At 38.4% G+C, this 25,602-nt stretch carries 20 protein-coding genes and 7 pseudogenes; 11 read left to right on the top strand and 16 right to left on the bottom strand.

What is annotated here, in order from left to right; translation table 11 throughout:
* Nucleotides 1-174: 174 nt before the first annotated feature.
* The 7 genes from N4G44_RS03605 to rsfS form a co-directional block, all read right to left on the bottom strand.
* Nucleotides 175-450 (bottom strand): helix-turn-helix domain-containing protein, encoded by a 276-nt coding sequence (locus tag N4G44_RS03605; protein WP_474924647.1) that lies wholly within the window; start codon nucleotides 448-450, stop codon nucleotides 175-177.
* A gap of 3 nt (nucleotides 451-453) precedes the next feature.
* On the bottom strand, nucleotides 454-867 hold the full coding sequence (locus N4G44_RS03600) for a transposase (RefSeq protein ID WP_474924646.1): 414 nt from the start codon (nucleotides 865-867) through the stop codon (nucleotides 454-456).
* Nucleotides 868-1,100: 233 nt separating this feature from the next.
* Nucleotides 1,101-1,754, bottom strand: coding sequence for a phosphatidylserine decarboxylase family protein (locus N4G44_RS03595; protein WP_048501303.1), 654 nt, complete (start codon nucleotides 1,752-1,754; stop codon nucleotides 1,101-1,103).
* Between the two features lie 4 nt (nucleotides 1,755-1,758).
* Nucleotides 1,759-2,631, bottom strand: coding sequence for a phosphatidate cytidylyltransferase (locus tag N4G44_RS03590; protein ID WP_474924645.1), 873 nt, complete (start codon nucleotides 2,629-2,631; stop codon nucleotides 1,759-1,761).
* Nucleotides 2,632-2,655: 24 nt separating this feature from the next.
* The gene (locus tag N4G44_RS03585; RefSeq protein ID WP_048501305.1) at nucleotides 2,656-3,237 is read right to left on the bottom strand and encodes an LUD domain-containing protein; all 582 of its coding nucleotides are present in this window, start codon (nucleotides 3,235-3,237) and stop codon (nucleotides 2,656-2,658) included.
* Between the two features lie 136 nt (nucleotides 3,238-3,373).
* A complete protein-coding gene (gene ftsH / locus N4G44_RS03580) occupies nucleotides 3,374-5,389 on the bottom strand; it encodes an ATP-dependent zinc metalloprotease FtsH (protein ID WP_474924644.1) in 2,016 nt (671 codons plus the stop codon).
* Nucleotides 5,390-5,405: 16 nt separating this feature from the next.
* A complete protein-coding gene (rsfS, locus tag N4G44_RS03575; RefSeq protein WP_040993372.1) occupies nucleotides 5,406-5,774 on the bottom strand; it encodes a ribosome silencing factor in 369 nt (122 codons plus the stop codon).
* 85 nt (nucleotides 5,775-5,859) lie between these two features.
* Here rsfS and N4G44_RS03570 point away from each other — a divergent pair, with 85 nt between their 5' ends.
* Complete coding sequence (locus N4G44_RS03570; protein ID WP_474924643.1) at nucleotides 5,860-6,576, top strand: biotin--[acetyl-CoA-carboxylase] ligase; 717 nt, start codon at nucleotides 5,860-5,862, stop codon at nucleotides 6,574-6,576.
* On the opposite strand, the pseudogene N4G44_RS03565 reads toward N4G44_RS03570, so the two are convergent.
* The 4 genes and pseudogenes from N4G44_RS03565 to N4G44_RS03550 form a co-directional block, all read right to left on the bottom strand.
* A pseudogene (locus N4G44_RS03565) lies at nucleotides 6,570-7,624 on the bottom strand (LptF/LptG family permease). The gene N4G44_RS03570 and the pseudogene N4G44_RS03565 overlap by 7 nt on opposite strands.
* Nucleotides 7,625-7,693: 69 nt before the next feature.
* Nucleotides 7,694-8,823: pseudogene (gene tgt, locus N4G44_RS03560) on the bottom strand (tRNA guanosine(34) transglycosylase Tgt).
* 59 nt (nucleotides 8,824-8,882) lie between these two features.
* Nucleotides 8,883-9,254 (bottom strand): DUF4296 domain-containing protein, encoded by a 372-nt coding sequence (locus N4G44_RS03555; RefSeq protein ID WP_474924642.1) that lies wholly within the window; start codon nucleotides 9,252-9,254, stop codon nucleotides 8,883-8,885.
* Nucleotides 9,251-9,966 (bottom strand): annotated as a pseudogene (locus N4G44_RS03550) (polyprenol monophosphomannose synthase). The gene N4G44_RS03555 and the pseudogene N4G44_RS03550 overlap by 4 nt, the downstream one beginning before the upstream one ends.
* A gap of 78 nt (nucleotides 9,967-10,044) precedes the next feature.
* On the opposite strand from N4G44_RS03550, the gene N4G44_RS03545 reads away from it, so the two are divergent.
* The 5 genes from N4G44_RS03545 (at nucleotide 10,045) to N4G44_RS03525 (ending at nucleotide 14,254) form a co-directional block, all read left to right on the top strand.
* On the top strand, nucleotides 10,045-10,713 hold the full coding sequence (locus N4G44_RS03545) for a DUF4271 domain-containing protein (protein ID WP_474924641.1): 669 nt from the start codon (nucleotides 10,045-10,047) through the stop codon (nucleotides 10,711-10,713).
* Nucleotides 10,714-10,725: 12 nt separating this feature from the next.
* Complete coding sequence (locus N4G44_RS03540; RefSeq protein WP_034724052.1) at nucleotides 10,726-11,466, top strand: uroporphyrinogen-III synthase; 741 nt, start codon at nucleotides 10,726-10,728, stop codon at nucleotides 11,464-11,466.
* A gap of 163 nt (nucleotides 11,467-11,629) precedes the next feature.
* Nucleotides 11,630-13,675, top strand: a complete 2,046-nt coding sequence (locus tag N4G44_RS03535; protein WP_474924640.1) for a S9 family peptidase — start codon at nucleotides 11,630-11,632, stop codon at nucleotides 13,673-13,675.
* A gap of 55 nt (nucleotides 13,676-13,730) precedes the next feature.
* Entirely contained in the window at nucleotides 13,731-13,904 is a 174-nt protein-coding gene (locus N4G44_RS03530) for a hypothetical protein (protein ID WP_474924639.1), read from the top strand.
* 8 nt (nucleotides 13,905-13,912) lie between these two features.
* Entirely contained in the window at nucleotides 13,913-14,254 is a 342-nt protein-coding gene (locus N4G44_RS03525) for a hypothetical protein (RefSeq protein WP_474924638.1), read from the top strand.
* Nucleotides 14,255-14,511: 257 nt separating this feature from the next.
* Here N4G44_RS03525 and N4G44_RS03520 read toward each other — a convergent pair whose 3' ends face one another.
* Nucleotides 14,512-15,000 carry an SRPBCC family protein gene (locus tag N4G44_RS03520; RefSeq protein ID WP_474924637.1) on the bottom strand — a complete coding sequence of 163 codons (489 nt, stop codon included), beginning with the start codon at nucleotides 14,998-15,000 and terminating at the stop codon, nucleotides 14,512-14,514.
* 202 nt (nucleotides 15,001-15,202) lie between these two features.
* Between N4G44_RS03520 and N4G44_RS03515 the strand changes: the two are divergent.
* The 5 genes and pseudogenes from N4G44_RS03515 (at nucleotide 15,203) to N4G44_RS03495 (ending at nucleotide 21,433) form a co-directional block, all read left to right on the top strand.
* Nucleotides 15,203-16,749 (top strand): annotated as a pseudogene (locus N4G44_RS03515) (sensor histidine kinase).
* A 161-nt stretch (nucleotides 16,750-16,910) separates the two neighbouring features.
* Nucleotides 16,911-17,596, top strand: a pseudogene (locus N4G44_RS03510) (response regulator transcription factor).
* An 80-nt stretch (nucleotides 17,597-17,676) separates the two neighbouring features.
* Nucleotides 17,677-18,303, top strand: a complete 627-nt coding sequence (locus N4G44_RS03505; RefSeq protein WP_474924636.1) for a hypothetical protein — start codon at nucleotides 17,677-17,679, stop codon at nucleotides 18,301-18,303.
* A 99-nt stretch (nucleotides 18,304-18,402) separates the two neighbouring features.
* Nucleotides 18,403-18,681 carry a hypothetical protein gene (locus tag N4G44_RS03500; protein WP_474924635.1) on the top strand — a complete coding sequence of 93 codons (279 nt, stop codon included), beginning with the start codon at nucleotides 18,403-18,405 and terminating at the stop codon, nucleotides 18,679-18,681.
* Between the two features lie 68 nt (nucleotides 18,682-18,749).
* Nucleotides 18,750-21,433: pseudogene (locus tag N4G44_RS03495) on the top strand (TonB-dependent receptor domain-containing protein).
* Between the two features lie 336 nt (nucleotides 21,434-21,769).
* On the opposite strand, the gene N4G44_RS03490 reads toward N4G44_RS03495, so the two are convergent.
* The 4 genes and pseudogenes from N4G44_RS03490 to N4G44_RS03475 all read right to left on the bottom strand — a co-directional run bounded on the left by N4G44_RS03490 (nucleotide 21,770) and on the right by N4G44_RS03475 (nucleotide 25,464).
* A complete protein-coding gene (locus N4G44_RS03490) occupies nucleotides 21,770-22,267 on the bottom strand; it encodes a cupin domain-containing protein (protein ID WP_474924634.1) in 498 nt (165 codons plus the stop codon).
* Nucleotides 22,268-22,315: 48 nt separating this feature from the next.
* Nucleotides 22,316-24,585 (bottom strand): annotated as a pseudogene (locus N4G44_RS03485) (GH92 family glycosyl hydrolase).
* Nucleotides 24,586-24,589: 4 nt separating this feature from the next.
* The gene (locus tag N4G44_RS03480) at nucleotides 24,590-25,123 is read right to left on the bottom strand and encodes an ROK family protein (protein WP_474924633.1); all 534 of its coding nucleotides are present in this window, start codon (nucleotides 25,121-25,123) and stop codon (nucleotides 24,590-24,592) included.
* The gene (locus tag N4G44_RS03475) at nucleotides 25,120-25,464 is read right to left on the bottom strand and encodes a hypothetical protein (RefSeq protein WP_474924632.1); all 345 of its coding nucleotides are present in this window, start codon (nucleotides 25,462-25,464) and stop codon (nucleotides 25,120-25,122) included. Before N4G44_RS03475 ends, N4G44_RS03480 begins: the two co-directional genes overlap by 4 nt.
* Between the last annotated feature and the right edge of the window lie 138 nt (nucleotides 25,465-25,602).

Genomic DNA, 25,602 nt, shown 5'->3' with positions numbered 1-25,602 from the left:
TATAAATAAAAACAAATAAGAATTATAAAAAAAACTCAAAGGGTATTTGCTGGAATGAAATAAAAAAGCAACTGCAAATCAGAAAATTAGCATCAATAAGACTATAAATATTTTTAATGGCAAATACAGACTAGCTGTTCAATATGCGTTTCCACTTCGAAATGGTGTTTCGGCTCATCTTAAAATGATTTGCCGTTTCTGTATTATTAAGTTTATTTTTTTCTGATAGTCGAGGATATTTACTATTGATTTGTGGTCGTAGGATCGAAGTTTCTGGTTTCCGCATTCTATTAAAAGTTCCGGTTCACCAAAGATCATTTTGTTTAAGGTGATAATATCTATTACACTGCTGATGCCTTCAATCTTCTGCATAATCTTGATATCGCCAATTTTTTCCGGGAATTTCTCCTCAATAATATCGGTATATATCTGTTTATAATCCGGTCCCATATCTTATGCTTTTTTAATCCATTTATGAAGTGTTGTCTTAGGTATTCTGTATTTCAGAATCACTTCATTCACTGTCATTTCTTTACTGGAGATTTTTTCCAATATAAAACTCTTCACTTCCTCAGTGTATATATTTTTCCTGAAAACAGGCAGATTGCCTTTTTGTTTAGAAGGGATTTTAGGATTAGTTGGAGGTGCATAAAGAATCAAATGTGCACTGTATATTCTGAAAAAATTGTAATCCAGCAGCTTGCTCCATCTTAAAAGAAGAAAAGTATCGATACTGCTTTGGAGATACATATTCTCAATTTCCTCTTCACTGCATTTCATAAACTTCTCTATTCTGCCAACAGGCATCTGAAGCTCAATAACCCTTTCATGTATGAGTTTCCCAATATGTATGCTTTTTAAATTCATCCTTCATTAGTTTACCTTATGGAAAAAAAACTATTGCTCTTGTGTTAGTGAAGGCAAAATTATCAATACCATTTATATTCCCCTTATAATAAGCCTACTCATCGCTACGCACGAGTAGTAAAACTCATATGGGCAGATTATGAAAAAATGATGTTTAAAAGACCGTCAGTTCCCTATTAAAAACAAAAGGAGAAACCTAATTTCTCCTTTCAATATTTTGATGTATTTTTTTATTAATCTTTCATTCTGGCGATCACATCCAGACCTCCTTTTGTAATATCTCCGATCTTACAGATAATTTCTGTATCCAAAGGCAGAAATACGTCCATTCTGGACCCGAACTTAATAAAACCGAACTCATGTCCCGCTTTTGCCTGATCTCCTTCATTACAGTAGAAAACAATCCTTCTGGCCACATATCCCGCAATCTGACGGAAAACTACCTTATGATTAGTTCCTGTTTCCACAGCCACTGTAGTTCTTTCGTTCTCTGTAGATGATTTCTCATGCCAGGCCACAAGATATTTACCCGGATGGTATTTTTTGTAGATCACCTTACCCGACACCGGATATCTGCAGATGTGAACATTCAGCGGCGACATAAAGATAGACACCTGAATTGCTTTTTCTTTCAAAAATTCAGTCTCATCCACTTCTTTAATCATCACCACTTTTCCGTCTACCGGAGCAATCACATTTTCTCTGTGCTCCAGAATATTACGGTCCGGAACTCTGAAGAACCAAAATACCAAGCTGTAAACCACCAATAATGGCATGATGATCAGTAACGACCACATTTTAAGAAAATAAATAGCCAACACACTTATAATGATAAACAGTATTGTTGCTACCGTAATCGTTCCTTTCGATTCTCTGTGTAGTTTCATGAGATTAAATAAATTTTTCTAAAATAAAGTACAAATATACGACAGGAACGCAGATTAAAAAACTATCCAGTCTGTCCAGCACTCCTCCATGCCCCGGAATAATGTTTCCGCTGTCTTTTACCCCGAAATTTCTTTTCAACTGACTTTCCACAAGATCACCCAGCGGAGCAAAAGCTGCAACAAGGAAACCTACTACCATCCAGTTCCCGCGAAGTTCAGGCTGATAGTGCTCTACAAAGTAGGATAAAACCAATGTTAAGATAACGCCCCCTGCATACCCTTCCCACGTTTTCTTTGGAGAGATTTTTGGGGCCATTTTATGTTTCCCGAAAAATTTTCCGGTAAGGTAGGCAAAAGTATCACTGCTCCATATCAGGACAAACAGGAAAAGAACTTCCAGCGAGAATGTACCGTCATAGCTGGAAAACTTAGGCAGTCCCAGTGCAAAGCTGAAAGGCAATGCTACATAGATCACTGTAAAGATCAGCTTTCCGCTGTCGTAATAAAGTTCGTTGGGATATTTGAATAAAGTAACTACGGCAATAACGATAAGGGAAATTGCCAGTATTTCGTTCAGCCTGAAATCGAAAAAGAAGTCATGGTTGAAATATCTTTTGGAAAAAACATAGTAAATAAAAACAACAAGGGGAAGTACAATCCATTTTTCGTATCCTTTCCCGAATTTCATAATCCTGATGCATTCCCAGGTCCCTACGAGCAGCAAAAGACTAATCAGTCCGTAATACAGGTATTCCTGCCTGATAAGTCCCGGATGGATCTTGTTGATGAGCCCGGCTCCAAGCGGTGTTGTGCAAAGAATGATAACGGCAACGTAAACAAGTCCGGAAATGGTTCTTTGAATAAGGTTTTTGTCCAAAATGTAAAATTTATAAGTTGATGCTTAATCTTCAAGCAGCAATAAAAACAGTTTTGTATTGGTGTGGGAAGAAGTATCGAGACTTGACTGGCCTCCACTGATGGAAGTAAGGTTTTTGATATTCCCGTTTCTTTTTATTTTCCCCATTGCGTCATTCAGGTTGTTCACGATTTGTGATACATTGGCCATGATAATGATTTTCCCGGGAAGCCTCGAAGAATGATAATGCAGGATATTATTGTGCGAAAGCATGATTCTGCCGTCATAGGCAATAAGATATTCACAGGTAATAAAAGCTGCATCATTGGAACTCTCCATTTCCGACGTAAACGGAGTTTTTACAACGTTCAAAAAACTTTGAAGTTCTTTATCCCAGCAGAAAACATTGGTGATTCCTTCTATCTTGACAATCTGATTCAAAGTCTGCAGGGCTTCCGCCTCATCGGCACAATAATTAAAAAATCCTCCTGAATGCGTAAACAATTGCGCAAACTTATAGTCAAGATCCGCATTTTTCAGCGAATCCCCGAGCTTCTCCAGACTCTGTTTTTCCTCTTCCTCAGGCTGGTTGGTAAGTTTGCTTACAATCTTCTTGAATAAATTCAACTTAAATTATTTTTAGTCAACTTTATACAAAAATAGAAATAAATTATAATAGATTCTAAAAAACTGCCTTTAAATATGAAAAAACCTGACAATTCTAAGACTGTCAGGTTTCTTTTAATATGTTTTGGAAGTATTTTTAAAGTTGAGTCGGGCTTTCCGGGGCCTGAATTTCATTACCTTCTTCCTTATCTTTAATAATGATCTGCTCCTCCGGTTCTTTTGCCGTAGTAATTGTACTGGTAACAGGTCTTTCCGTTAATTCGGGATCCCATGCTCTTTTACCAAAGATATCTTCAAGGTCTTCACGGAAGATCACTTCTTTTTCCAGAAGCTTATTCGCTAAGGCATCAAGCTTATCTTTATTCTCAGTAAGGATCTGAACGGCTCTTTCGTATTGATTTTCGATGATCGATTTGATCTCTGCATCAATTTTCGTAGCAGTTTCTTCAGAATAAGGCTTCCCGAAAGAGTACTCAGACTGTCCTGAACTGTCATAATAAGATATGTTTCCGATATTCGGGCTTAAACCGTACACTGTAACCATAGCCTGAGCTCTTTTCGTTACAGATTCCAGATCAGACAGCGCACCTGTTGAAATATTATTAAATATTACCTGTTCTGCAGCTCTACCTCCTAATGTTGCACATAATTCGTCCAGCATCTGCTCAGTCGTCGTAAGCTGTCTTTCTTCCGGAAGATACCAGGCTGCCCCTAAAGAACGCCCTCTCGGAACAATCGTTACTTTTAAAAGCGGTGCTGCATGTTCTACCAGCCATGAGATGGTAGCATGTCCTGCTTCATGATAAGCTACTCTCCTCTTTTCAGAAGGTTTGATCGCCATATTTTTCTTTTCAAGACCACCGATGATTCTGTCTACAGCATCAAGGAAATCCTGTTTTGTTACAGAAGTATGACTGTTTCTCGCTGCAATAAGCGCTGCTTCGTTACATACATTGGCAATATCCGCCCCGCTGAATCCAGGAGTCTGCTTCGCAAGGAAATCTCTGTCTACATTTTCATCCAGCTTGATTTTCTTCAGGTGAACATCAAATATCTCTCTTCTTTCATGCAGTTCCGGAAGATCTACATAGATGGAACGGTCGAAACGTCCGGCTCTCATTAAAGCTTTATCCAAGATATCAGCTCTGTTGGTAGCAGCCATTACAATGACGTTTACGTCTGTTCCGAAACCATCCATTTCTGTAAGAAGCTGGTTAAGGGTATTTTCTCTTTCGTCATTTCCGCCTGAGAAGTTGTTTTTTCCTCTTGCGCGTCCGATAGCGTCGATCTCATCAATAAAGATGATGGCCGGAGATTTGGCTTTTGCCTGGGCAAAAAGGTCTCTGACTCTTGATGCACCTACCCCAACGAACATTTCAACGAAATCTGAACCTGAAAGTGAGAAGAACGGTACTTTAGCTTCCCCTGCAACAGCTTTTGCCAATAAGGTTTTACCGGTGCCCGGAGGGCCTACCAAAAGGACACCTTTAGGAATCTTACCTCCCAGTTTCGTATATTTTTCCGAGTTTTTAAGGAAATCCACGACTTCCTGCACTTCTTCTTTAGCTCCTTCAAGACCTGCAACATCTTTAAATGTTACCTGAATTCGTTCTTTTTCGTCAAAAAGTTTCGCTTTAGATTTCCCGATGGAGAAGATCTGTCCGCCAGGACCTCCGCCTCCACCCATCTTTCTGAAAAGAAGGAAGTAGAAAAGTCCTAAAATCGCGATCCATATCAATGCGGAAACCAGAATATCCATGAATGGATTTTTACCAGCTCCGTAATCTTTTGTCGTCGTGATTTTAGCATCTGCTGCTTTTATCTGATCAAATTTCTGAAGGAAAAGCTGAAGGTCTCCGTATTTTACAGAAAAATCTGCTTTTGGAGCCATATCGAATGCAGAAAGAGGATTATTCTGATTGGCCGATTTATTAACCATTGCCGTCTTTGCTGCTTTTGTCAGGAAAACATCTGCTTTCTCTGTGTCTTTGTATATGATAACGTTTTGGACCTTTCCTGCCTGCATTTCCCTAAAGAAAGCATCCTCATCAATAGATTTTGCACTGTCGCCTCCTAAAAAATTGGAACCGAAAAATAACAAAAGAGCCACGATTGCAATTGGAAAAAACCAGTTGAATCCTTTATTGTTCATTTATACTTTTTAAAATTTAAAATTCATTTTCTATTTTGGTAATGGCTGCATCTCCCCAAAGTTCCTCAATATCGTAATATTCACGTATTTCTTTCTGGAAAATATGCACTACTACTGTTACATAATCTACCAAAACCCACATGGAGTTTTCGGTACCCTCTACATGCCAAGGTCTATCTTTAAGATCGTTTCTTACTTTTTTCTCTACACTTCCTGCCAGTGCAGAAACCTGCGTATTTGAGTTTCCGCTACAAATTATAAAAGTTTCCGCTACAGAATTTTCAATTTTCGAAAGATCGAAAATCATAATATCTTCTCCTTTTACATCCTGGATGGCTTCAACAATTTTATCTATTAGTGCCTGCTTTTCTGCTGTTTTATTCATTAAAATATCTATAATCTGCAAATTTATTGTTTTTCTTTTACTTTAGCCTTACTTTTAGCCCTTTAAAGTCTTAAAGTTTTCTTAAATGGGTCAATTATTTTATTTAAAAGAGTGTTCTTCTACTAATGACGAAATATCACGGTTTTTACTTTACGGAGACTCGGATTTTATAGCTTTACATACGTTTAATCAAACTAAAGGCCGCGGACAATATGGAAACACATGGGCAGCGGCGACCGGAAAAAATGTAGCGTATACGCTGGCTGTAAAGGCTGAAAACGTTCTGCTCTCAGATTTTATATTCAATTACTATACCGCAGTTATGATCCGGGATTTCCTTGCCAATTTGACTGATCATGATGTAAAAATAAAATGGCCGAACGATATTATCCTTAAAAATAAAAAAATCGTCGGAATTCTCATTGAAAAGAAAAAAATTAATCAAAATAATTATTTCATCATAGGAGCAGGATTTAATGTCCTGCAGGATCATTTTGAGGAAATATCGCAGGCAGGATCGCTTCTGACGCAGACCGGCAAGATTTATGATCTTGACGAATTCGTACTGAATCTTCACGAATATTTATCGGAGAAACTGAAAAAAATTCCTTCCGAACAAGAGATTATCGACCAGTTCAACCTGCATTTATACCGTAAAAATGAGATCTCAGTCTTCGAAATTGAAAAAGAGAGACAAAATGGCATTATCCGGAATGCAGACGAAAAGGGTGAGCTCTGGGTAGAACTTGAGAATGACGGTTTACAATCTTTCTATCATAAAGAAATCAAACTTCTTTACTGATTGGCTCTTTTCAGATAAAGATACAGGGTAAGCGGGAAGAAAACCATATTGGGAAGCCACATAGCAACAGCCGGCGACAGGCTTTTGTTTTCCGAGACCACTTTTAAAGCTTCAAATGAGAAAACAAAAACAAACGCCAGGGAAATCCCTATGGCAAGGTTGACTCCAAGACCTCCTCTTTTTTCTGGGAAGCCAGAGAAAGAGCAAGAAACGTCAGGATAATAATGGAAACGGGCATGGAAGTTCTCTGATGAAACTCGTTAAGATAAGAATTCAGGTTGCTGTTTCCCTTTTCTTTTTCCCTTTCGATAAATTTTATAAGTTCGGGAGTAGTTTTATTCTGTCCGAGAAGTTCATTCGGGAAAAGTTCTTCAGGGGAATGTCCATAGCTTTTCCTGATTTCAACCCCATTGCCCAGCTTTTCGGTATTATCTTTATTGATGGTTTTTTCCAGATAATTGGTAAGGATGAACTGTTTTTTTGCTTTATCCCAGTATACTTCGGATGACTTAAGTTCATAGGTCATTTTTCTGGTCTTATCAAATTTCTGATACACAAAGCCTGAACCTCTGGTTTCTCTTTTATTCCAGGAGTTGACAAAAATATATTCTGTTTTGCTCAACTGGGCGGATGCAGGACCTGTCCCCAAGATTTTCTCTTTATTGGCAGCGTTATAGGTATAGGCTTCCAGCTCATTCTTCTTGATATTGGCCCATGGAAGCACCATGTGGTTGACTAAAAGTGATATCAGTGCGATAAAAAGAGAGGTATACAGGTAAGGCTTTGCAAACCTGTGAAAGCTTGCTCCACTACTGATTACCGCAACAATTTCGGTGTTGTTGGCCATTCTGGAGGTGAAATAAATCACGGAAATAAACACCAGGATGGAAAGGAAGGTCACCACGAGATTGATGATCCAGTAAGGATAAAAGTTGATCAGGAAGTACATTAAATCCAGCTTGGGATCTAATGCTTTTGCGTTTTCTATCCTTGGGATTTTCTGCTGCACATCGATCACCAATACGACAATAGACAGCAATATCAGCATGAAACTGAAAGTTCCAAGGTATTTTTTAATGATATATCTGTCTATAATTTTGATCATGATCTTTTCTGTTTAAAGTCTTTGTCTCAGGACTGGTACTACAGATTTTTTCCATTCATAGAAGTCTCCTGCCACAATATGCTCTCTCGCTACCTTTACAAGGTCTAAATAAAAGGCAAGGTTGTGAACGGATGCAATCTGTTTTGCAAGATATTCTTTTGACACAAATAAGTGGCGCAGATATGCTTTTGAATATTCTCTGTCTACATAACTTGTTCCAAACTCATCCAGAGGGGAAAAGTCACGCTTCCATTTTTCATTTTTAAGATTCATCACCCCCTGCCATGTGAAAAGCATTGCATTCCTGGCATTTCGGGTTGGCATTACGCAGTCCATCATATCGATTCCAAGGCCGATGGATTCAAGGATATTCCAGGGAGTTCCTACTCCCATCAGGTATCTTGGTTTGTCTTTGGGAAGAATATCCGTTACTTCATCGGTAATTCTATACATTTCCTCTTCCGGCTCGCCTACAGAAAGTCCTCCGATGGCATTTCCTTCTGCTCCGGCTTCAGAAATCACTTCAGCCGAAATTTTTCTGAGATCCGAATAGGTAGAACCCTGAACAATCGGGAATAATCTCTGCTTGTGACCGTAAATTTCTTTATTTTCTTCTGTCCAGTCAATACATCTTTTCAGCCAGCGGTGGGTAAGCTCCATAGATGATTTGGCCTGGTTATATTCGCAAGGGTAAGGAGTACATTCGTCAAAAGCCATAAAAATATCTGCTCCTATCTGTCTCTGGATCTCCATAGACTTTTCCGGGGTGAACATATGATAGCTTCCGTCGATATGGGATTTGAACTTCACCCCTTCTTCCGACATTTTCCTGCTTTTGGAAAGTGAGAACACCTGAAAACCTCCTGAATCGGTAAGGATCGGCAGATCCCAGTTCATAAATTTGTGCAGCCCTCCTGCTTCCTGCATAATATCCATGGTAGGACGAAGATACAGGTGGTAAGTATTCCCCAGGATAATCTGGGCTTTAATGTCTTGTTTTAATTCTCTCTGATGAACGGTTTTTACACTTGCCACAGTTCCTACAGGCATAAAGATAGGCGTCTGAACCTTCCCGTGGTCTGTAGTGAGCTCTCCTGCCCGTGCTTTTCCTTCAGAGTTTTTTCTATATTAAAAAATTTCATTCGTATATTCTTTTATTTCAACGGCCATGTACAGGACAGAGCTCGTTTCCACATCATTATTATCTATTAAAAACGGGTGGTGTACTCCCGTTTTTTTTCAGTTTATTCTGGATATATTGATCTGCTTTCGGATCTTTTTTTACTACTATTTTCTGTGCATCCTCCGCAATATCCTTCATTTTGTCTTTAATGACATAATATCTAAAACTTTCTATAAAATCCTGTGATTTTATATGGTGAGCTTTGAGTACAAATCTTGTTCCTGCTTCTAGATTTTTGTTTGGATATACAATAACAGCCTGATCCGTTATAGAAAGATCGGCAAGGATCTCGGCCATCTTATCGGGCTCGATCAGGTTTTTAGGCTTGTCGATATAATCGCCGCATGAGAACATGCACAGCATAACGAAAATGAAGATCAGTTTTTTCATAATCTGTTGATTATTGATTTCCATTTTAAATTTAAAACTCCAAACACCGCTTCATGAATAATACCACCGTTCATTTTGCTTTCTCCTAAAATTCTGTTGGTAAATATAATAGGAACTTCCACAATTTTAAAACCTTTTTTAAAAGCACGGAATTTCATTTCAATCTGGAAACCGTAGCCTTTCAGTTTTACATTATCCAATCCTATTTCCTCTAAAACTTTCCTGGAAAAACAGACAAAGCCCGCCGTGGTATCGTGAATGGGAAGTCCCAGAATAAACCGGACATATTTGGAGGCAAAATAAGACAGCAATACCCGCCCCATAGGCCAGTTTACCACATTTACCCCTTTTGAATACCGTGACCCGATCGCCATATCTGCATTCAGACAAGCCTCGAAAAGTCTTGGCAGATCATTCGGATTATGTGAAAAATCGGCATCCATCTCAAAAATATAGTCATATTTATTTTCGATGGCCCATTTAAATCCATGGATATAAGCTTTTCCCAAACCGTCTTTAACATGCCTTACCGACAGGTGAAGATAATGAGGAGACTTTTTTGCAGCTCCCTTACGATATCGGCCGTTCCATCCGGAGAAGAATCATCCACAACTAAAATATGAAAATCGTCCTCCAATGCAAAAACCGCGGAAATAATATTTTCAATATTTTCCTTTTCGTTATAGGTAGGGATAATGACGAGTTTTTTCATTTCAGTTTGCAAAGATAGTTTATTTAACCTTTTTATTTTATACAAAATAATCTATAATTTTGCAAAAAAATATTCCTTTTGCTGTTATCACAAAATTTCATAAACCATGTAAGAATACCTGAGAATAATGACTGGGTAATCTTTATTTTAATAGGATGCATATTCTTATATGTTTTCATGATGAACATTATCGAAAGGGATGCCAGCCTGAAAGATTTTCTGCTTCAGAAATATTTTGATGCCAGCAATAACCTTCCGAGCTGGATAATCACTTCATGTGTGACAGCGCTTACCCTGTCTGCTTTACTTTCACAATACATTCCTATAGTACCAAAATATATAGGTGATTTGCAGATTTTCGGATATCAGCTTAATAAATTCGGGTATACTTTGCTCGCGGTCATATTTTTTTATGCCTCAAAATCTGCCCTGGGATTTTTATTTTACCAAAGTATAGGTGACGGCAGAAAATGGCCTGTTTTTTATTTTACCTCCACAAAATTTTACTTCATCCTGTCATTTTTACTGATAATTTTGTGTGTAACCCACTATTATTTCCCCGTAGACAGAAATAAAATATTTTTATATTATTTCGGATTCTTTGCATTTGTCGCGGTTTTTAAGATTTTCTTCTATTTGTTTCACAAAAACAACATACTTCCCGAAAAATGGTATTATAAATTTTTGTATATTTGCACCCTCCAAATCGCACCTTTATTGCTGCTTTGGAAGTTGTTATTTTTTTAATAAAAGTCAATGATGAGAATAAAGTCTATATTGGTTTCTCAACCAGCGCCTAGTGAGTCTTCTCCATATCTGGATATAGCAAAGAAGGAAAAAATAAAGATTGATTTCCGTCCTTTCATCCACGTCGAAGGAGTTGACAACAAAGAACTCAGAACTCAGAAGATAGATCTGACGCAGTTTACCGGGATTATTTTCACCAGCAAAAATGCGATAGACCATTACTTCAGACTTGCCGAAGAACTGCGTTTTGCCGTTCCGGATACGATGAGATACATCTGCCAGTCTGAGGCAATTGCCAACTATCTTCAGAAACATATTGTTTATAGAAAGAGAAAGATCAGCTTTGGGGAGAAAAACTTCTCGGACCTTCTGCCTCTGTTTAAAAAATTTCCAACTGAAAAATACCTTCTGCCATCTTCAGATGTCTTAAGCCCGGATATTGTGAAAACAATGGAAACAGCAAATGTAGACTGGACAAGAGCAATTATGTACAGAACGGTATGCAGCGATCTTACGGATATCAATGCCAAGGATTATGATATGCTGATCTTTTTCAGCCCGCAGGGAATCAAATCTCTTCAGCAGAACTTCCCGGACTTCAAACAGGAGGAAACAAAAATCGGTGTTTTCGGAAATACGACTTTAGCGGCTGCAGAAGAAGCAGGCTTAAAGGTAGATCTTATGGCTCCTACAAAGGAAACCCCATCGATGACTATGGCCCTTGAAAAGTACATTAAAGCACTTCATAAATAGTCTTTATTTATTAAGATAAAAACAGCCATCTTTTCAATACAGGAAAGATGGTTTTTTTTAACTAAATTTGAACAAAAATTAATATTGAATAAATACCATCAGTAACTTCTAAGAAAAGAAACTGATAAGGATATCCACCAAGCCATAAATTTAAAATATTTGAATGAAAGCTCCACAGGCAAAAAAAATAGAAAAAATACTAGAGAAACACGGTGACAGAAGAATTGACAATTATTTCTGGCTTAATGAAAGAGAAAATCCTGAAGTCATAAAATACCTTGAAGAGGAGAATGCCTACTCAGAGCTTATGATGAAAGACACGGAAGCTTTTCAGGAAGAGCTTTTCGAAGAAATGAAAGCCCGCTATAAAAAAGACGATGAATCTCTTCCTTATTTCTTTAACGGATACTGGTATATTGTACGCTATGAGGAAGGAAAAGAATATCCTATCTTCTGTAGAAAGCATAAAAGCCTCGATAATACTGAGGAAATTATTGTTGACGTTAATATTCTGGCAGAAGGCGAAAACTATTTTGAAGTAGGAAGCGTTGCTGTGTCCCCGGATAATAAGCTGGTTTCTTTTTCTTCAGACAACGTAAGCCGCAGGATCTATACCATTAATTTTAAAAATCTTGTAACCGGAGAAATTTTACCGGACCAGATTCACAACACTACGGGAAAAGCTGTCTGGGCGAACGACAATGAACACGTTTTTTACATCAGAAAGGATGAAAGCCTGCGCGCATTCCAGGTTTATCGTCATAAACTGGGAACTGATTCTGCAGAAGACGTTCTGATTTTCCATGAAGAGGATGATACTTTTGATGTGAATGTTTTCAAAACAAAGTCGATGGAGTACATTTTTATTGCAAGCTCAAGTACCATTTCCGATGAGCACCGATTCATTCCTTCAGACAATGTTTTTGCAGAGTGGAAAATTATCCAACCCAGAATAGACGATCTAGAATATTCGGTAGAGCATTACGAAGATGAATTCTATATCATCACGAATGCAGACGAAGCCATCAATTTTAAAATTGTAAAAACAAAAATCAACAACTGCGGGATGGAAAACTGGGTAGATGTAATTCCGCACCGTCCCGAAGTTCTGCTGGAAGGTTTTGAAATCTTCAGGGATTACCTTGTTCTTGAGGAAAGAGAAGAAGGGCTTCTGCAGATCAAGATCATTGATGAGAAAACCCAGGAAGCCTACTACCTTCCTTTTTCTGATCCTACCTATACTGCTTATATCGGGATCAATATGGAGTTTGACACGGAAGTCCTGCGTTATGGCTATACATCATTGACACAGCCAAGCTCAACGTATGAGTATAACATGAGGAAGAAAACCACTCATCTTCTGAAACAGCAGGAAGTTCTCGGAGGAAAATTCTTCCCTGAGAATTATATTTCCGAAAGAATCTGGGCAGAATCCAGGGATGGAGAGACAAGAATTCCTATTTCATTGGTTTATCATAAAGACACGAAGAAATCTGCAGACACCCCATTGCTTTTATATGGTTATGGAAGTTATGGACATACCGTGGATGCCAGCTTTTCCAATGTAAGACTTTCCCTTTTAGACAGAGGGTTTATTTACGCTATTGCTCATATCCGTGGTGGAGAATACTTGGGAAGAGAATGGTATGAGGACGGAAAAATGTTTTACAAGAAAAATACTTTCTTCGATTTTATTGATGCAGGAAAACATTTAATTAAAGAAAATTATACATCATCACAACATATGTATGCGATGGGTGGAAGCGCCGGCGGACTTCTTGTAGGAGCTGTGGTCAATTATGAGCCAAAGCTTTTTAACGGAATTGTAGCACAGGTTCCGTTTGTAGATGTCGTGACCACAATGCTGGATGAAACCATTCCACTGACAACCGGGGAATATGATGAATGGGGAAATCCGAATGATAAAGAATATTATCAGTACATGAAGGAATATTCGCCCTATGACAATGTGGAAGCGAAAGACTATCCTCACATGCTGATCACAACAGGCCTTCACGATTCCCAGGTACAATATTGGGAACCTGCAAAATGGACTGCAAAATTAAGAGAGCTGAAAACAGATAATAATCTTTTACTATTCAAAACGGATATGAGCTCGGGCCACGGCGGAGCAAGCGGAAGATTTGAATCCCTGAAAGAAGATGCGCTGGAATATGCGTTTTTACTGAAGATAGATAATAATCGATAGATGATAATTGATAAAAAATAGTTTTTAATTTTTCCAGCTTTAAAAACACAAAACCATGTTATTATTAAGTTTCTTTGCAATAGCCATTATTTATTATCTGATACAGAAAGATAAGATCCGCAGAGCAGAAAAACGGGAAACTTTTAAAGAAAAGCAGGAAGAAAAACTTCAGCAGCTTCTTGAAAAGGCAAGAGAAGAAGATGCAAAAAAAGCTGAAGAAAATAAATGACAAATACTATGAATGAATCCGAATACTGGCAAAAAATAGAACAGTTCTTTATAGAAAATTTTGACACCGAAAAGGATGCTCCCATTGAAACTTATTTATTTTTAATAGGTCTTCAGGAGCTGGGAAGCGGTCAGCAGAAATTCACGAAAGATGATAAGGTAAATTTAATCCATATTGCAGTTTGCAGGCTGCTGGAACCTTTTGGATATTACAAATTTAGCCATTACGATGATGATGGTTATCCTCATTTTGACAAGCTGGAAGAGCTTCCGGAACTAAAGCCGAACGAACAGTCTCTTCTGATGAAAAAAGCGATTATACAATATTTTCAGGAAGAAGAGCTGATTTGATGATGTGATGATTGGTTGATGTGATGATGTGTAGATGCAGAAATGCAACAATGGAGGAAAATATATAGACAATATGTATTTATTACACCTCCATCCGATACAAAATATCCACAAAATATTTAATAAAAACGGGCTTTAGCCCGTTTTGCTTTTTCAAACATCCAAAGGCTTTAGCCAAACCTAAAGGATTAATATAGCAAATCAACAAATCATCACATCAACCAATCATCAAATCAGCAAATCAACCAATCAGCACATCATCGTATCAGCAAATCAGCAAGCTGTGTCAGTCCCATTTTAAATCCCTCTTCAAATCCCATTTCCAGCTGTTGCTTCATAGCTTCAGGGGTTGGAAAGTGAATATTGATGGTCACTTTTGTACCCTCTTCCACTCCCGTAAAGCCGAACAGCCATTTCGACTGTGCAAAGTCTTCATTGATGTTTCCGTTTTCATCGCAGAAAGCATCTACTCCATCAAAGCTTCGGTGCTCCATAATTTCACCGTAATTTACTTTTGCATAATGTCTTTCCCCTTCCGGGCCAACCATTGAATACAGCCAGGTTCCTCCATCTTTGAAATCCTGTGTTTTGGTTTCACATTTCCAGGGTTTCGGGGCCCACCATTGATCCAATAATTCCGATTTGGTAAAATAATCCCATACTTTTGAAACATCAGCATCATATATTTTCATGACATATACGCTGTTCGAATCAAAATCTTTGTTAAAAATGATATCAGGTTCCATAAATAATTATTTTTATTAAAGCTAGCTATTTAAACGTTTACAGGACTTTCCATAGGACAAGTAATTTTAAATTCATAAATAATTGTTAAAAAACTCCCTTTTAAGAGAAATTATACAATTTTTTGGCTCGTTTTTTGTTTATGAAGTCTTAAAATAATTAATTTTAACATTCATTTTCTCCAATATATATTAAAATCAAATAATGAATAATAAATTCATCCCAATAATTTCGGTGTTTATGACAATCTCACTGATTGTTTTTGTTACGCTCCAATTTTATTGGCTGAAAAGATATTACAATGTCCTGGAACAGGATTTCTCAAGCAAAGTATATACCGCATTAGAAAGCACTGTAAAAAATGTTTCTGAAATTGAGGTGGAAAAATACATGAATGAAAACAATAAAAATTTCAGAAATAATATACTTGCCAACAGTAAGCAACCCTCTCTGACTACGATACAGCAGGTAGAGGATTCCGGAACCCAAAGGCAGATCATCTATTCCAAAAATATTATAGAAAAAACACAGCTTCCTATTTCTCAGAGAGGAGATTCTATAAAATGGACCACTCTTTACAGTGACGAAGCCGCGTACAAAATAAAAAGGGACACTACCAAACCTGAGCAGCTTACCGCAGAGATCAATAATGATATTGAAAACGGAGATTACACCATAAAGGAATTTGCTAAGATTTACGGAAATAATCTACCTATTACAAAAAGGGTTGACGATAAGGTTCTTGATTCAGTGATCACCAAGGAACTGAAAATAAGGGGGATTTCCGCAAAGTTCGGATATGGAGTTACCGATAAAAACAATAACCTCACCAGTATTGTAAACAAAGCTTACAAAGAAAAAAGGATAATAATACCTATTCATATCCCCTTTTCACAGACACAAAAGACCGGACTTTATACAGTCTGGCTTTGGTATTTCCTAAAAAAGAATACTCCCTTGCCATGAACAACTGGCCGATGCTCCTGGGAACTTTCCTGTCATTGCTGACCATTCTTGGAATTTATATTATTTCCATCAACTATATGATGAGACAGAAGAAGCTGGCGGAAGTAAAGACAGATTTCATTAATAATATGTCTCACGAGTTCAAGACCCCTCTGGCAACGATTTCCGTAGCCACGGATTCTTTGGCCAATGACAAGATTGCAACCAATCCCGATAAGGTAAAATATTATTCGGAGCTGATCAAGCAGGAAAATTTAAGGATGAAAAAGCAGGTAGAAAACGTCCTGAATATGTCTAAGCTGGAAAGAAACGAGGTAGAATTATTCTTAAAAGAAACCAATGTACGGGAGCTGATCAAGAAAACAACAGAATCTTTCAACCTTATTGTTCAGCAGAGAAATGGTTCCCTGAGACAGGAATTCAATGCGACCAATTATATCTTCAAAATAGATGAATTCCACATCTCAAATATGCTGGTAAATTTACTGGATAATGCCAACAAATACTCACCGGAAGCCCCTGAGATTGATGTAAAAACAAGAAATGAAGGAGACTGGTACATCATAGAAATATCCGATAAAGGAATGGGAATGGAAACCCAGAACAAAACCAAAATTTTTGAAAAATTCTTCAGGGAAGAGACCGGTAACATTCACAATGTAAAAGGACAGGGACTGGGACTTTCTTATGTAAAGAAAATTGTAGAGCTTCATAAAGGGCAGATCCTCGTAGAATCTCATAAAGATAAAGGGAGTACGTTTACGATCAAGCTGCCGATGAGCTAAAGTATAAATGATAAGTGATGAATGATAAAATTTCCGCAAAGAATCAATAATCGATCATCATTTATCAATAATAAAATAGAAACCAAATAACAAAATATAGGAAGATAGAGTGAGAACGTTCATTCTTAATTTTTAATTATTAATTTATAATTATTAAAATCATGAGCAACAGAATATTATTAGTAGAAGATGATCAGAGTTTCGGGGCTGTGCTGAAGGATTATTTAACGATCAACAACTTTGAGGTAACCCTTGCAACTGATGGAGAGCAGGGCTTGAAAGAATTTACAGAAAATGAGTTTGATATCTGTATTTTTGATGTAATGATGCCTAAGAAAGATGGGTTTTCATTAGCTGAAGACGTAAAAAAATTGATAAAAATACCCCTATCATATTCCTTACGGCAAGAAATATGAGAGAAGATATCCTTAAAGGATACCAATTGGGTGCAGATGATTATATCACAAAGCCGTTTGATACGGAACTTCTTTTATACAAGATCAAAGCTATCCTGCAGAGAAGCTCTACTTTGGAAAATGAAGAGCAGGAGCAGTTCAAGATCAGCAATATTTTCTTCGACTCTATGCTGAGACAGCTGAAAGTAGGCGATAAAGAATACAAACTTTCTCCAAAAGAAAATGAACTGCTGAAACTTCTTTGTATCCACAGAAACGATTTCATGCCGAGAGACCTTGCATTGAGAAAAATCTGGAAAAAAGAAAATTACTTTACCGCAAGAAGTATGGACGTATATATTGCCAAACTCCGTAAGCTTTTAAAAGATGACGAAGGATTGGAAATCATCAACGTTCATGGTGAAGGATTCAGGCTTTTGGTTAAAAATTAAGTCTAAATACCAATTATAAATATAAAATTAGCAAAACAATTAAAAATGTTTTGCTAATTTTGTTTCATACCGATTGGGATATGAAAAATACATTCTTAGGCGTTATTGCCATTTCAACATTAGCTGTTTCCTGCAAAAAAGATGAAAGACCCACTTATATAAAAGAAGAAGCGGGTATTCAGCAGCCCAATGTGGCAATTAATTCAACTTCCAAAACTGCACTGATGGATCAGGCAGGCGTACAGTCTAACCCAAATCCGGCTTCTGCCACAGTAGTTCCGGGAATTAAAAATCCTCCCCACGGGCAGCCTGGCCACAGATGTGATATCCCTGTAGGGCAGCCGCTCAATGTAAATCCGGCGACTATCCAGACAACACCCGGCCAAAACCCTAACAATTCCATTAAAATAGATGCCAATTCCATCTCAGCAGGCAAAGTGGCGATCGACAATAATGCAAAACCTGTTAAGACAGCTCCTGGAATGAACCCTCCACACGGACAGCCAGGCCACAGATGTGATATTCCTGTAGGACAGCCTCTCAACAGTAAACCCGCTCCGGCACCACAGCCTGTTCAGAGTGCTGCACAGAATGTTCCCGGCCCGGTAACAGCACCGGCACCAACCGGTGAAAAACCTAAATTTAATCCTGCACATGGAGAACCCTGGCACAATTGTGCCTTAAAAGTTGGTGATCCATTGTCTTAATTTTTGTATTTTTGCAGAGATGAAGCTGTTTCACCTATTTGCAGTTATTTTTTGTCTGGGAATTTTTTGGTTCCCAAAGATAGCTTCTACTCTCAATCTATGCAGGATACCTGCTGTAAAGCAGAGACCGGCAAAAGCGACTGCTGCAAAAACCACTCTTCCAAAGACAGCAAAAACAATACAACAAAGTCTTCATGTAATGACGACTGCTGCTCAACATGTGTTGCATGCTATACTTACATAGAGACCCCTTTTTCGAAGAATTTACACTTTGAACTGTCTTATTACAAGGCTAATAAGAATCCACAGTTCCATTATTCACCACCCCATTTATCAGACCGTTTAAAAGAAATCTGGCAGCCGCCAAAAATAGGTTAATTATCACACAGTGAGTTCGTTAAATAATTTAATGGACCGTTTTTAATTAATCTAAATTTTTAAACAAAATGAAATTATATATTTCCAGGTTTATACTTGGTATAATGATCCTGTCTGCACACTTTATATCTGCTCAAAATCTTTCAAAAAGCCAGTTTAAAGTCAAGGGAAATTGCGATATGTGCAAATCCAGAATAGAAACAGCAGCCAGAAAGGCAGGTGCTAAAACTGCTGTGTATTCTATTGATCTTCAAACTTTAACATTGGAAACTGACAGCAAGGTTTCTACAGATGAAATTTTAAAGAAAGTAGCCGAAGCAGGCCATGATAATGAAAAATTCAAATCCTCCGACGAAACCTATAAAAGTCTGCCGGGATGCTGCCACTATGAAAGAGATCTTCAGCCTTCCATTGCAGAAGCTCATCAGCATCATTTAAAAAAAGAAAATGAGTTTTATGTAAAAGGAAACTGTGCTTCATGTAAAGCAAGAATAGAAAAAACCGCAAAAGAAGCCGGTGCAGATTCCGCAGAATGGAGTGCGGAAAAACAAACGGTAACCTTAGATTTTGATCCTTCAAAAACCTCATCGGATAAAATTTTAAAAGCAATTGCCGATGCAGGACATGACAATGAAAAATACAAAGCCTCCGATACGGTTTACAAAAGCCTTCCCGGATGTTGCCTGTACGACAGGGATATTCCGTTCGGAGAAGCCAATCCAAATGTCCACTATGAAGAAGGTGCAAAACACGACGATCATAAGGAACATGCAGCAGCCCTTAATGAAACTCATGAACAGCCCGAAAAAAGCATTGAAGGGGTAACAGTTACCGGTTCGAAGGCTGCCACGGCATTAAGTAAAAAGGAAGCGGGTCTTGTTTTTAATATTGATAAGAAAGAATTATTAAAAGCAGCTTGCTGTAACCTGTCTGAAAGCTTTGAAACCAACGCAACTGTAGATGTTTCTTTCAGTAATGCGGTTACCGGTACCAAACAGCTTAAAATGCTCGGTCTTGACCAAAAATACACCAGCTTAACCAAGGAACTCCTTCCTGAAATCAGAGGGCTGGCTTCGGCCTACGGGCTGAATTTCATTCCCGGAAGATGGATCGAGAGTATCCAGCTGACAAAAGGCGGAAGTACGGTAACGAACGGCTATGAAAGCATCACGGGACAGATCAATACAGAACTTCTGAAAAATGCCAAAGAACCTGAAACTTCATTAAATATCTTCGCTGATTTCAACGGAAGAGCGGAAGCCAATATTACCAGTGTCTCCCCTATCAATGAGAAATGGTCACAGACCTTTTTACTGCATGGAAACGGAACTTTCGGGGATACGGACATGAATCACGATACTTTTCTTGACAGACCGAAAGGAACGCAGATTAATGCAGCATATCTCCTTAATTATAATGATCTTGAAAAATCGGGATTCGGATCGCATTTCGGAATCAATTTTATCCGGGATGAAAGGACTGCCGGACAAATTGGTTTTGATAAGAAACTGGGTCAGGACAAGCAGGGAGCTTACGGGGTAGGCATTAATATTTCGAGATTCCAGGTCTGGAATAAAACAGGATATATCTTCAAAGGAAAGCCTTACCAAAGCCTGGGATGGATGAATCAGTATGTTTACCATCAGCAGGACAGCTTTTTCGGACTGAGAAATTATGCCGGGAAACAGCATACCTATTATTCAAATTTAATCTTTGAAAGCATTATCGGGAATACCAACCATAAGTACAAGGCCGGAGCCAGCTTTTTATATGACGGTTATGAGGAAACTTATTTAACAGACGATATGAAGAGAAATGAGATCGTTCCGGGAATTTTTGCAGAATATACATTAACAGGATTAAAGTATACTTTAGTAGCAGGAGCCAGAGCAGATTTCCATAATCTGGCAGGAACCCAGTTTACCCCGAGACTTAATTTTAAATATGATTTTACCCCCAGACCATCTTAAGACTTTCTGCAGGGAGAGGGTTCAGAACGGCTAATGTTTTTGCTGAAAACCAACAGTATTTCGCATCGAACAGAAGCATTCAGATCTTACAGAATGGCGGAAATATTTATGGATTGAAACCGGAAATAGCATGGAACTATGGGGCAAGCTTACAACAGGAGTTTAAGCTTTTCGGAAGAAAATCTTCGGTTGTTGCAGATTTTTTCAGAACGGATTTCCAGGATCAGGTGCTTGTTGACCTCGACCGTTCTCCACAGCAGCTTACCTTTTATAATCTGGAAGGAAAGTCTTTTGCCAATTCTTTCCAGACCCAGTGGGATCTTACACCTTTCAAAAATTTTGATGTAAGGCTGGCCTACAAATATTATGATGTTCAGGCTGATTATCTGAACGGCAGAAGAGAAGTTCCGTTCATGGCGAAACACAGAGGCTTTGTAAACCTTGCCTATTCAACCAATAAAAGCAATAAAGGAGGATTCTGGAGCTTTGATACAACGCTGAATTGGGTAGGAAAACAAAGGCTTCCTGATACAACAAGCAATCCGGCAGAGTTTCAGCTTGCTGCGTACTCTGATTCTTATGCTGTACTGAATGCTCAGATCTCCAGGAATTTCAATAAAAAGCTAAGGGCTTATGCAGGAGGTGAAAACCTTACGTCTTATTATCAGAAAAATGCCATTGTAGATTTCAGGAATCCTTTTGGAAATTATTTTGACGGAGGAATGGTATATGCGCCTATCATGAAAGCTAACTTTTATGTGGGACTGGATGTAACTTTCTAAGCTTTCAAACAAAGTTTATGATGGATATCGATGATTTCTGTCGATAAACTTCTACAAGATGTCGATAAATATCGACACTGTTTATAGGAAATTTTATTTTAGAATATTGTTACTTTGTAACTGTAAAACCAACCCAATAAGAATGATGATAGTAATTCCAAACGGGAACGTTTACAAGAACAAAAATGATGAAATAAAATACAGATGTAGGAATAACCTTAAACATTTGAAAAATTAAAAAAACACAAATATTTAAAAAAGTAAACTTGGTTTATAGGTTATTTTGACACAAAAAAAGACTGTTTTAAAAACAGTCTTTTTTATTTTTACAGATATCTATCTTCCGAAATCATCCTGTACTCTTACAATATCATCTTCATCTGAAGGATTTGAGGCATCGGTATGCTGCCATATTTCAGCCACTACGCCCCATCCGTCTAAACCTATCAGTCTGTGTCTTTCCCCCTGCTGAAGCTTGATCTGATCTTTTGGACGGTATTCTTTCAGCTCGCCCTCTTCATCGGTATTGCTGGTTTTTATTCCAACCGTACCTTCCACGACCTGCCAGATCTCGGCTCTGCGGTGATGGTACTGCCAGCTTAAACGGGCGTTCGGGGCAACAACAAGAATCTTTGGGCTTAGTTTTCCTCCTATTTTCAGGCTTTCTACATCAATCCCGTCAAAATACTGATTGGCAAAATCCTGCGCCTGGTTTTCATCGATCACGAAAAATCCACCCCAAGGTCTGGTATTATCCTTTGACGCGATAGTAAATCCCTGTGATTCAAGCGTTTTTTCTACTTTATCGAATATTTCTGTTTTCTCTGCATTCATAAATTGTATTTCTTTCTAAATTATTTTTAAATATAAAGGTTGTGATGATTATTCTTTCGACATCGAATAAGGAAAATCTTTTTCCTGTGATCCTCTTTCTTTATTTGGCGTATGGTCCATCTGGAATTCCAGGACAGCCCCTTTCATCAATTCTTTGTGACTCAGCCAGTTCTTCGAATATGATTGATTATTTACTTTTAATGACTTAACGTATAGGTTTTCTGCACTGTTTTCCGCGGCATTTATTACAATTTTCTTGCCGTTTTCCAAATGAATCACAGCTTCTTTGAAAAGCGGTGCTCCCAAAACATACTGGTCTGTAGCTGGAGTCACCGGATAAAATCCTAAGGCAGAAAATACGTACCAGGCGGAAGTCTGACCATTATCTTCGTCCCCACAGTAGCCATCCGGCGTTGCATAATAAAGTTTATCCATCACCTGTCTTGCCCAATACTGAGTTTTATAAGGCGCCCCGGCATAATTGTACAGATAGATCATATGCTGGATCGGCTGATTTCCGTGAGCATACTGCCCCATATTCATAATCTGCATTTCGCGGATCTCGTGGATCACACTTCCGTAATAGCTGTCATCAAATACCGGCGGAAGTGAGAATACCTCATCCAGTTTGGCTTCGAATTTCTTTTTCCCGCCCATCAACTTGGATAAACCGTCAATATCCTGGAAAACAGACCAGGTATAATGCCAGCTGTTGCCTTCGGTAAAGGCATCCCCCATTTAAACGGATTGAATGGCGACTGAAATTTTCCATCTTTGTTTTTACCGCGCATCAGGCCTGTCTGCGGATCAAACATATTTTTATAATTATACGCTCTTTTTTTATAAATATCAATTTCCGAAGCCGGTTTTCCCAATGCTTTTCCCAGCTGATAAATAGCAAAATCATCGTAGGCATATTCCAGGGTTCTGGCAGCATTTTCATTGATCTTTACATCATAAGGAACATAGCCTAAAGTATTGTAATATTCCACTCCTCTACGGCCTACAGCATCGATCGGGCCTTCATTATTGGCTCCGTGTTTTACAGCCTGCCAAAGGGTTTCCACATCATATCCGCGAAGTCCTTTGATATAAGCATCCGCAACCACTGAGGCAGAATTGTTCCCGATCATAATATCAGAGTATCCGGGGCTGCTCCACTCCGGAAGAAAACCTCCTTCCTTGAACGTATTGGCTAAACCTTCCTGCATTTCTACATTCATACCTGGATATACAAGGTTCAGGAAAGGGTAAAGAGCACGGAAGGTATCCCAGAAGCCGGTTCCTGCGAACATTTTCCCGTCTAAGATCTTCCCGTTATAAGGGCTCCAGTGTTTTATTTTGTTCTGAGCGTCAATTTCGTATAATTTCTGAGGAAAGAATAAAGTTCTGTACAGCGAGGAATAAAAGGTTCTCATCTGCTGATCCGTACCCCCTTTTACTTCAATTTTTCCCAGGGTTTTGTTCCAGATATTTTTTGCATCTGTTTTTACCTGTTCAAAATTCCTGTCTGAGATTTCTCTTTTAAGATTAAGTTCTGCCTGCTCGAAGCTGATGAATGAGGACGCTGTTCTTGCGTAAACGCTTTCTTTGTTTTTCAATTTAAAACCAACAATGGCACCGGCATGATCACTGGTGATTTCCAGCTGGTTTTTCACAAGAACACTGTCTTTCCAGGTGTTCGTCAGATCAAAATCCTTATCAAACTGGACAACAAAATAGTTTTTGAAATTGCTATATTTTCCTCTGGAATATTTAGTGGTATACCCCAGAATTTTTCTTTCTTTAGGAAGGATTTTGATGTAAGATCCTTTATTCAGGGCATCAATAACGATATAGGCGCTGTCTGTCTTAGGAAAATCAAATTTGAAGAAAGCTGCTCTTTCTGTAGGAGTAAGCTCTGTAGTAACATTAATATCGGCCAGATAAACGCTGTAGCTGTAAGGCTTCGCCACCTCAGCTTTATGGCTGAACCAACTTGCCCGTTCTTCTTCTTTAAATTTTAGTTTACCCACACCCGGCATGATTGCAAAAGCACCATAATCATTCATCCAGGGAGATGGCTGGTGGGTTTGTTTAAAGCCTTTTATTTTGTCTGCATCGTAGGTATATGCCCATCCATCACCCATTTTCCCCGTTTGCGGAGTCCACAGATTCATTCCCCAGGGAAGCCCTATGGCGGGATAGGTATTTCCATTGGACAAGGAAGGTTTGGACTGTGTTCCCATTAAAGGGTTTACATAATCAGCAAGGGATATTTCCTGGCCAAATGCCAAAATATTGAATAGAATAAAAAAACTTGAGAATAAAAACTTCATGATATCATTTTGTTAAATTGATCCTGGCTTTCTTCAAAGCATACCCTGCAGCACCAAGAATAGCCGCATCTTCAAAAATAGCAGAAATTTTAATAGGAAGATCGATTTTATGCTCTGCCAAATGCTGATTTAACCTCTTTTTAAAATAAGGATATATTTTTGCAATATTTCCGCCTATGACCAGTACTTCGGGATTGTAATCCTTTACGTATTTCACTATAAATTCGGCAAACGAATCTGCATAGTCATTAAACATTCTGGTTTGTATTTCTTCGGGCTGATCCAATAAATCTTTGGTTCCTGATATGGTTCCACCGGTCAAAGCGGCATACTGATTAACGAACCAGCGTGTTGCCAGGTAATCTTCACAGATAGAATCTTTGAAAGGCGAATCCCATAAATCTTCATCCGAAGCTGTTTCTCCATCATAGAACGCCGTTCCCAGACCTGTTCCGAGGGTTACACCAAAAATCTTTTTATACTCCTGTACACAGCCGCCAAACACTTCTCCTTCAAGAAAAGCTCCCGCATCATTCACAAAATGAATCTGATCGGGGAAACGGAAAGTCTCCGGGCTAATTCGTCTTTGATATTGACTTGATAAATATCTATAAATTTTCCCTGCTGCATCAGCGAAATTCCATTTTCATAGTCAAAAGGTCCCGGCATGGCTATACCGATGAGAAGCTCATTTCTGACAAGGTTATGGATCACTTTTTCGATGGCTGAGATCCAGGCAGAAAAAATGGTTTCGCGTGCCCCGAAGGAGTCAACATGTTCTCTTACATAGGTAGAACTGATAATTTCACGTTTTTCAGGATCAACCTGCGCCATCGTGATGTGCGAACCGCCGATGTCTATTCCTACTATATTCTGCATTATATTCTTTTCTTTATGTTCTGTAAATTATGCTTTTTCATTAAAAGGGACAGACAGGAAAGTCATTACCTCCCGTCTGCCATCCTAAAATCCCCTAATTTTATTTCTACTTTTTATACGCCTGTTGAGGATTAATTT

This window comes from Chryseobacterium sp. GTID13, from assembly GCF_056172655.1.
Note: the sequence above shows the minus strand (reverse complement) of the source record. Positions and strands in the feature narration are given on the sequence as shown.

What these genes read in the sequence shown, in the direction of transcription:
- N4G44_RS03605 (WP_474924647.1), bottom strand. Translation starts at nt 450, where the DNA reads ATGGGACCGGATTATAAACAGATATATACCGATATTATTGAGGAGAAA.
- N4G44_RS03600 (WP_474924646.1), bottom strand. Translation starts at nt 867, where the DNA reads ATGAATTTAAAAAGCATACATATTGGGAAACTCATACATGAAAGGGTT.
- N4G44_RS03595 (WP_048501303.1), bottom strand. Translation starts at nt 1,754, where the DNA reads ATGAAACTACACAGAGAATCGAAAGGAACGATTACGGTAGCAACAATA.
- ftsH (WP_474924644.1), bottom strand. Translation starts at nt 5,389, where the DNA reads ATGAACAATAAAGGATTCAACTGGTTTTTTCCAATTGCAATCGTGGCT.
- rsfS (WP_040993372.1), bottom strand. Translation starts at nt 5,774, where the DNA reads ATGAATAAAACAGCAGAAAAGCAGGCACTAATAGATAAAATTGTTGAA.
- N4G44_RS03570 (WP_474924643.1), top strand. Translation starts at nt 5,860, where the DNA reads ATGGGTCAATTATTTTATTTAAAAGAGTGTTCTTCTACTAATGACGAA.
- N4G44_RS03555 (WP_474924642.1), bottom strand. Translation starts at nt 9,254, where the DNA reads ATGAAAAAACTGATCTTCATTTTCGTTATGCTGTGCATGTTCTCATGC.
- N4G44_RS03540 (WP_034724052.1), top strand. Translation starts at nt 10,726, where the DNA reads ATGAGAATAAAGTCTATATTGGTTTCTCAACCAGCGCCTAGTGAGTCT.
- N4G44_RS03535 (WP_474924640.1), top strand. Translation starts at nt 11,630, where the DNA reads ATGAAAGCTCCACAGGCAAAAAAAATAGAAAAAATACTAGAGAAACAC.
- N4G44_RS03530 (WP_474924639.1), top strand. Translation starts at nt 13,731, where the DNA reads ATGTTATTATTAAGTTTCTTTGCAATAGCCATTATTTATTATCTGATA.
- N4G44_RS03525 (WP_474924638.1), top strand. Translation starts at nt 13,913, where the DNA reads ATGAATGAATCCGAATACTGGCAAAAAATAGAACAGTTCTTTATAGAA.
- N4G44_RS03520 (WP_474924637.1), bottom strand. Translation starts at nt 15,000, where the DNA reads ATGGAACCTGATATCATTTTTAACAAAGATTTTGATTCGAACAGCGTA.
- N4G44_RS03505 (WP_474924636.1), top strand. Translation starts at nt 17,677, where the DNA reads ATGAAAAATACATTCTTAGGCGTTATTGCCATTTCAACATTAGCTGTT.
- N4G44_RS03500 (WP_474924635.1), top strand. Translation starts at nt 18,403, where the DNA reads ATGCAGGATACCTGCTGTAAAGCAGAGACCGGCAAAAGCGACTGCTGC.
- N4G44_RS03490 (WP_474924634.1), bottom strand. Translation starts at nt 22,267, where the DNA reads ATGAATGCAGAGAAAACAGAAATATTCGATAAAGTAGAAAAAACGCTT.
- N4G44_RS03475 (WP_474924632.1), bottom strand. Translation starts at nt 25,464, where the DNA reads ATGCAGAATATAGTAGGAATAGACATCGGCGGTTCGCACATCACGATG.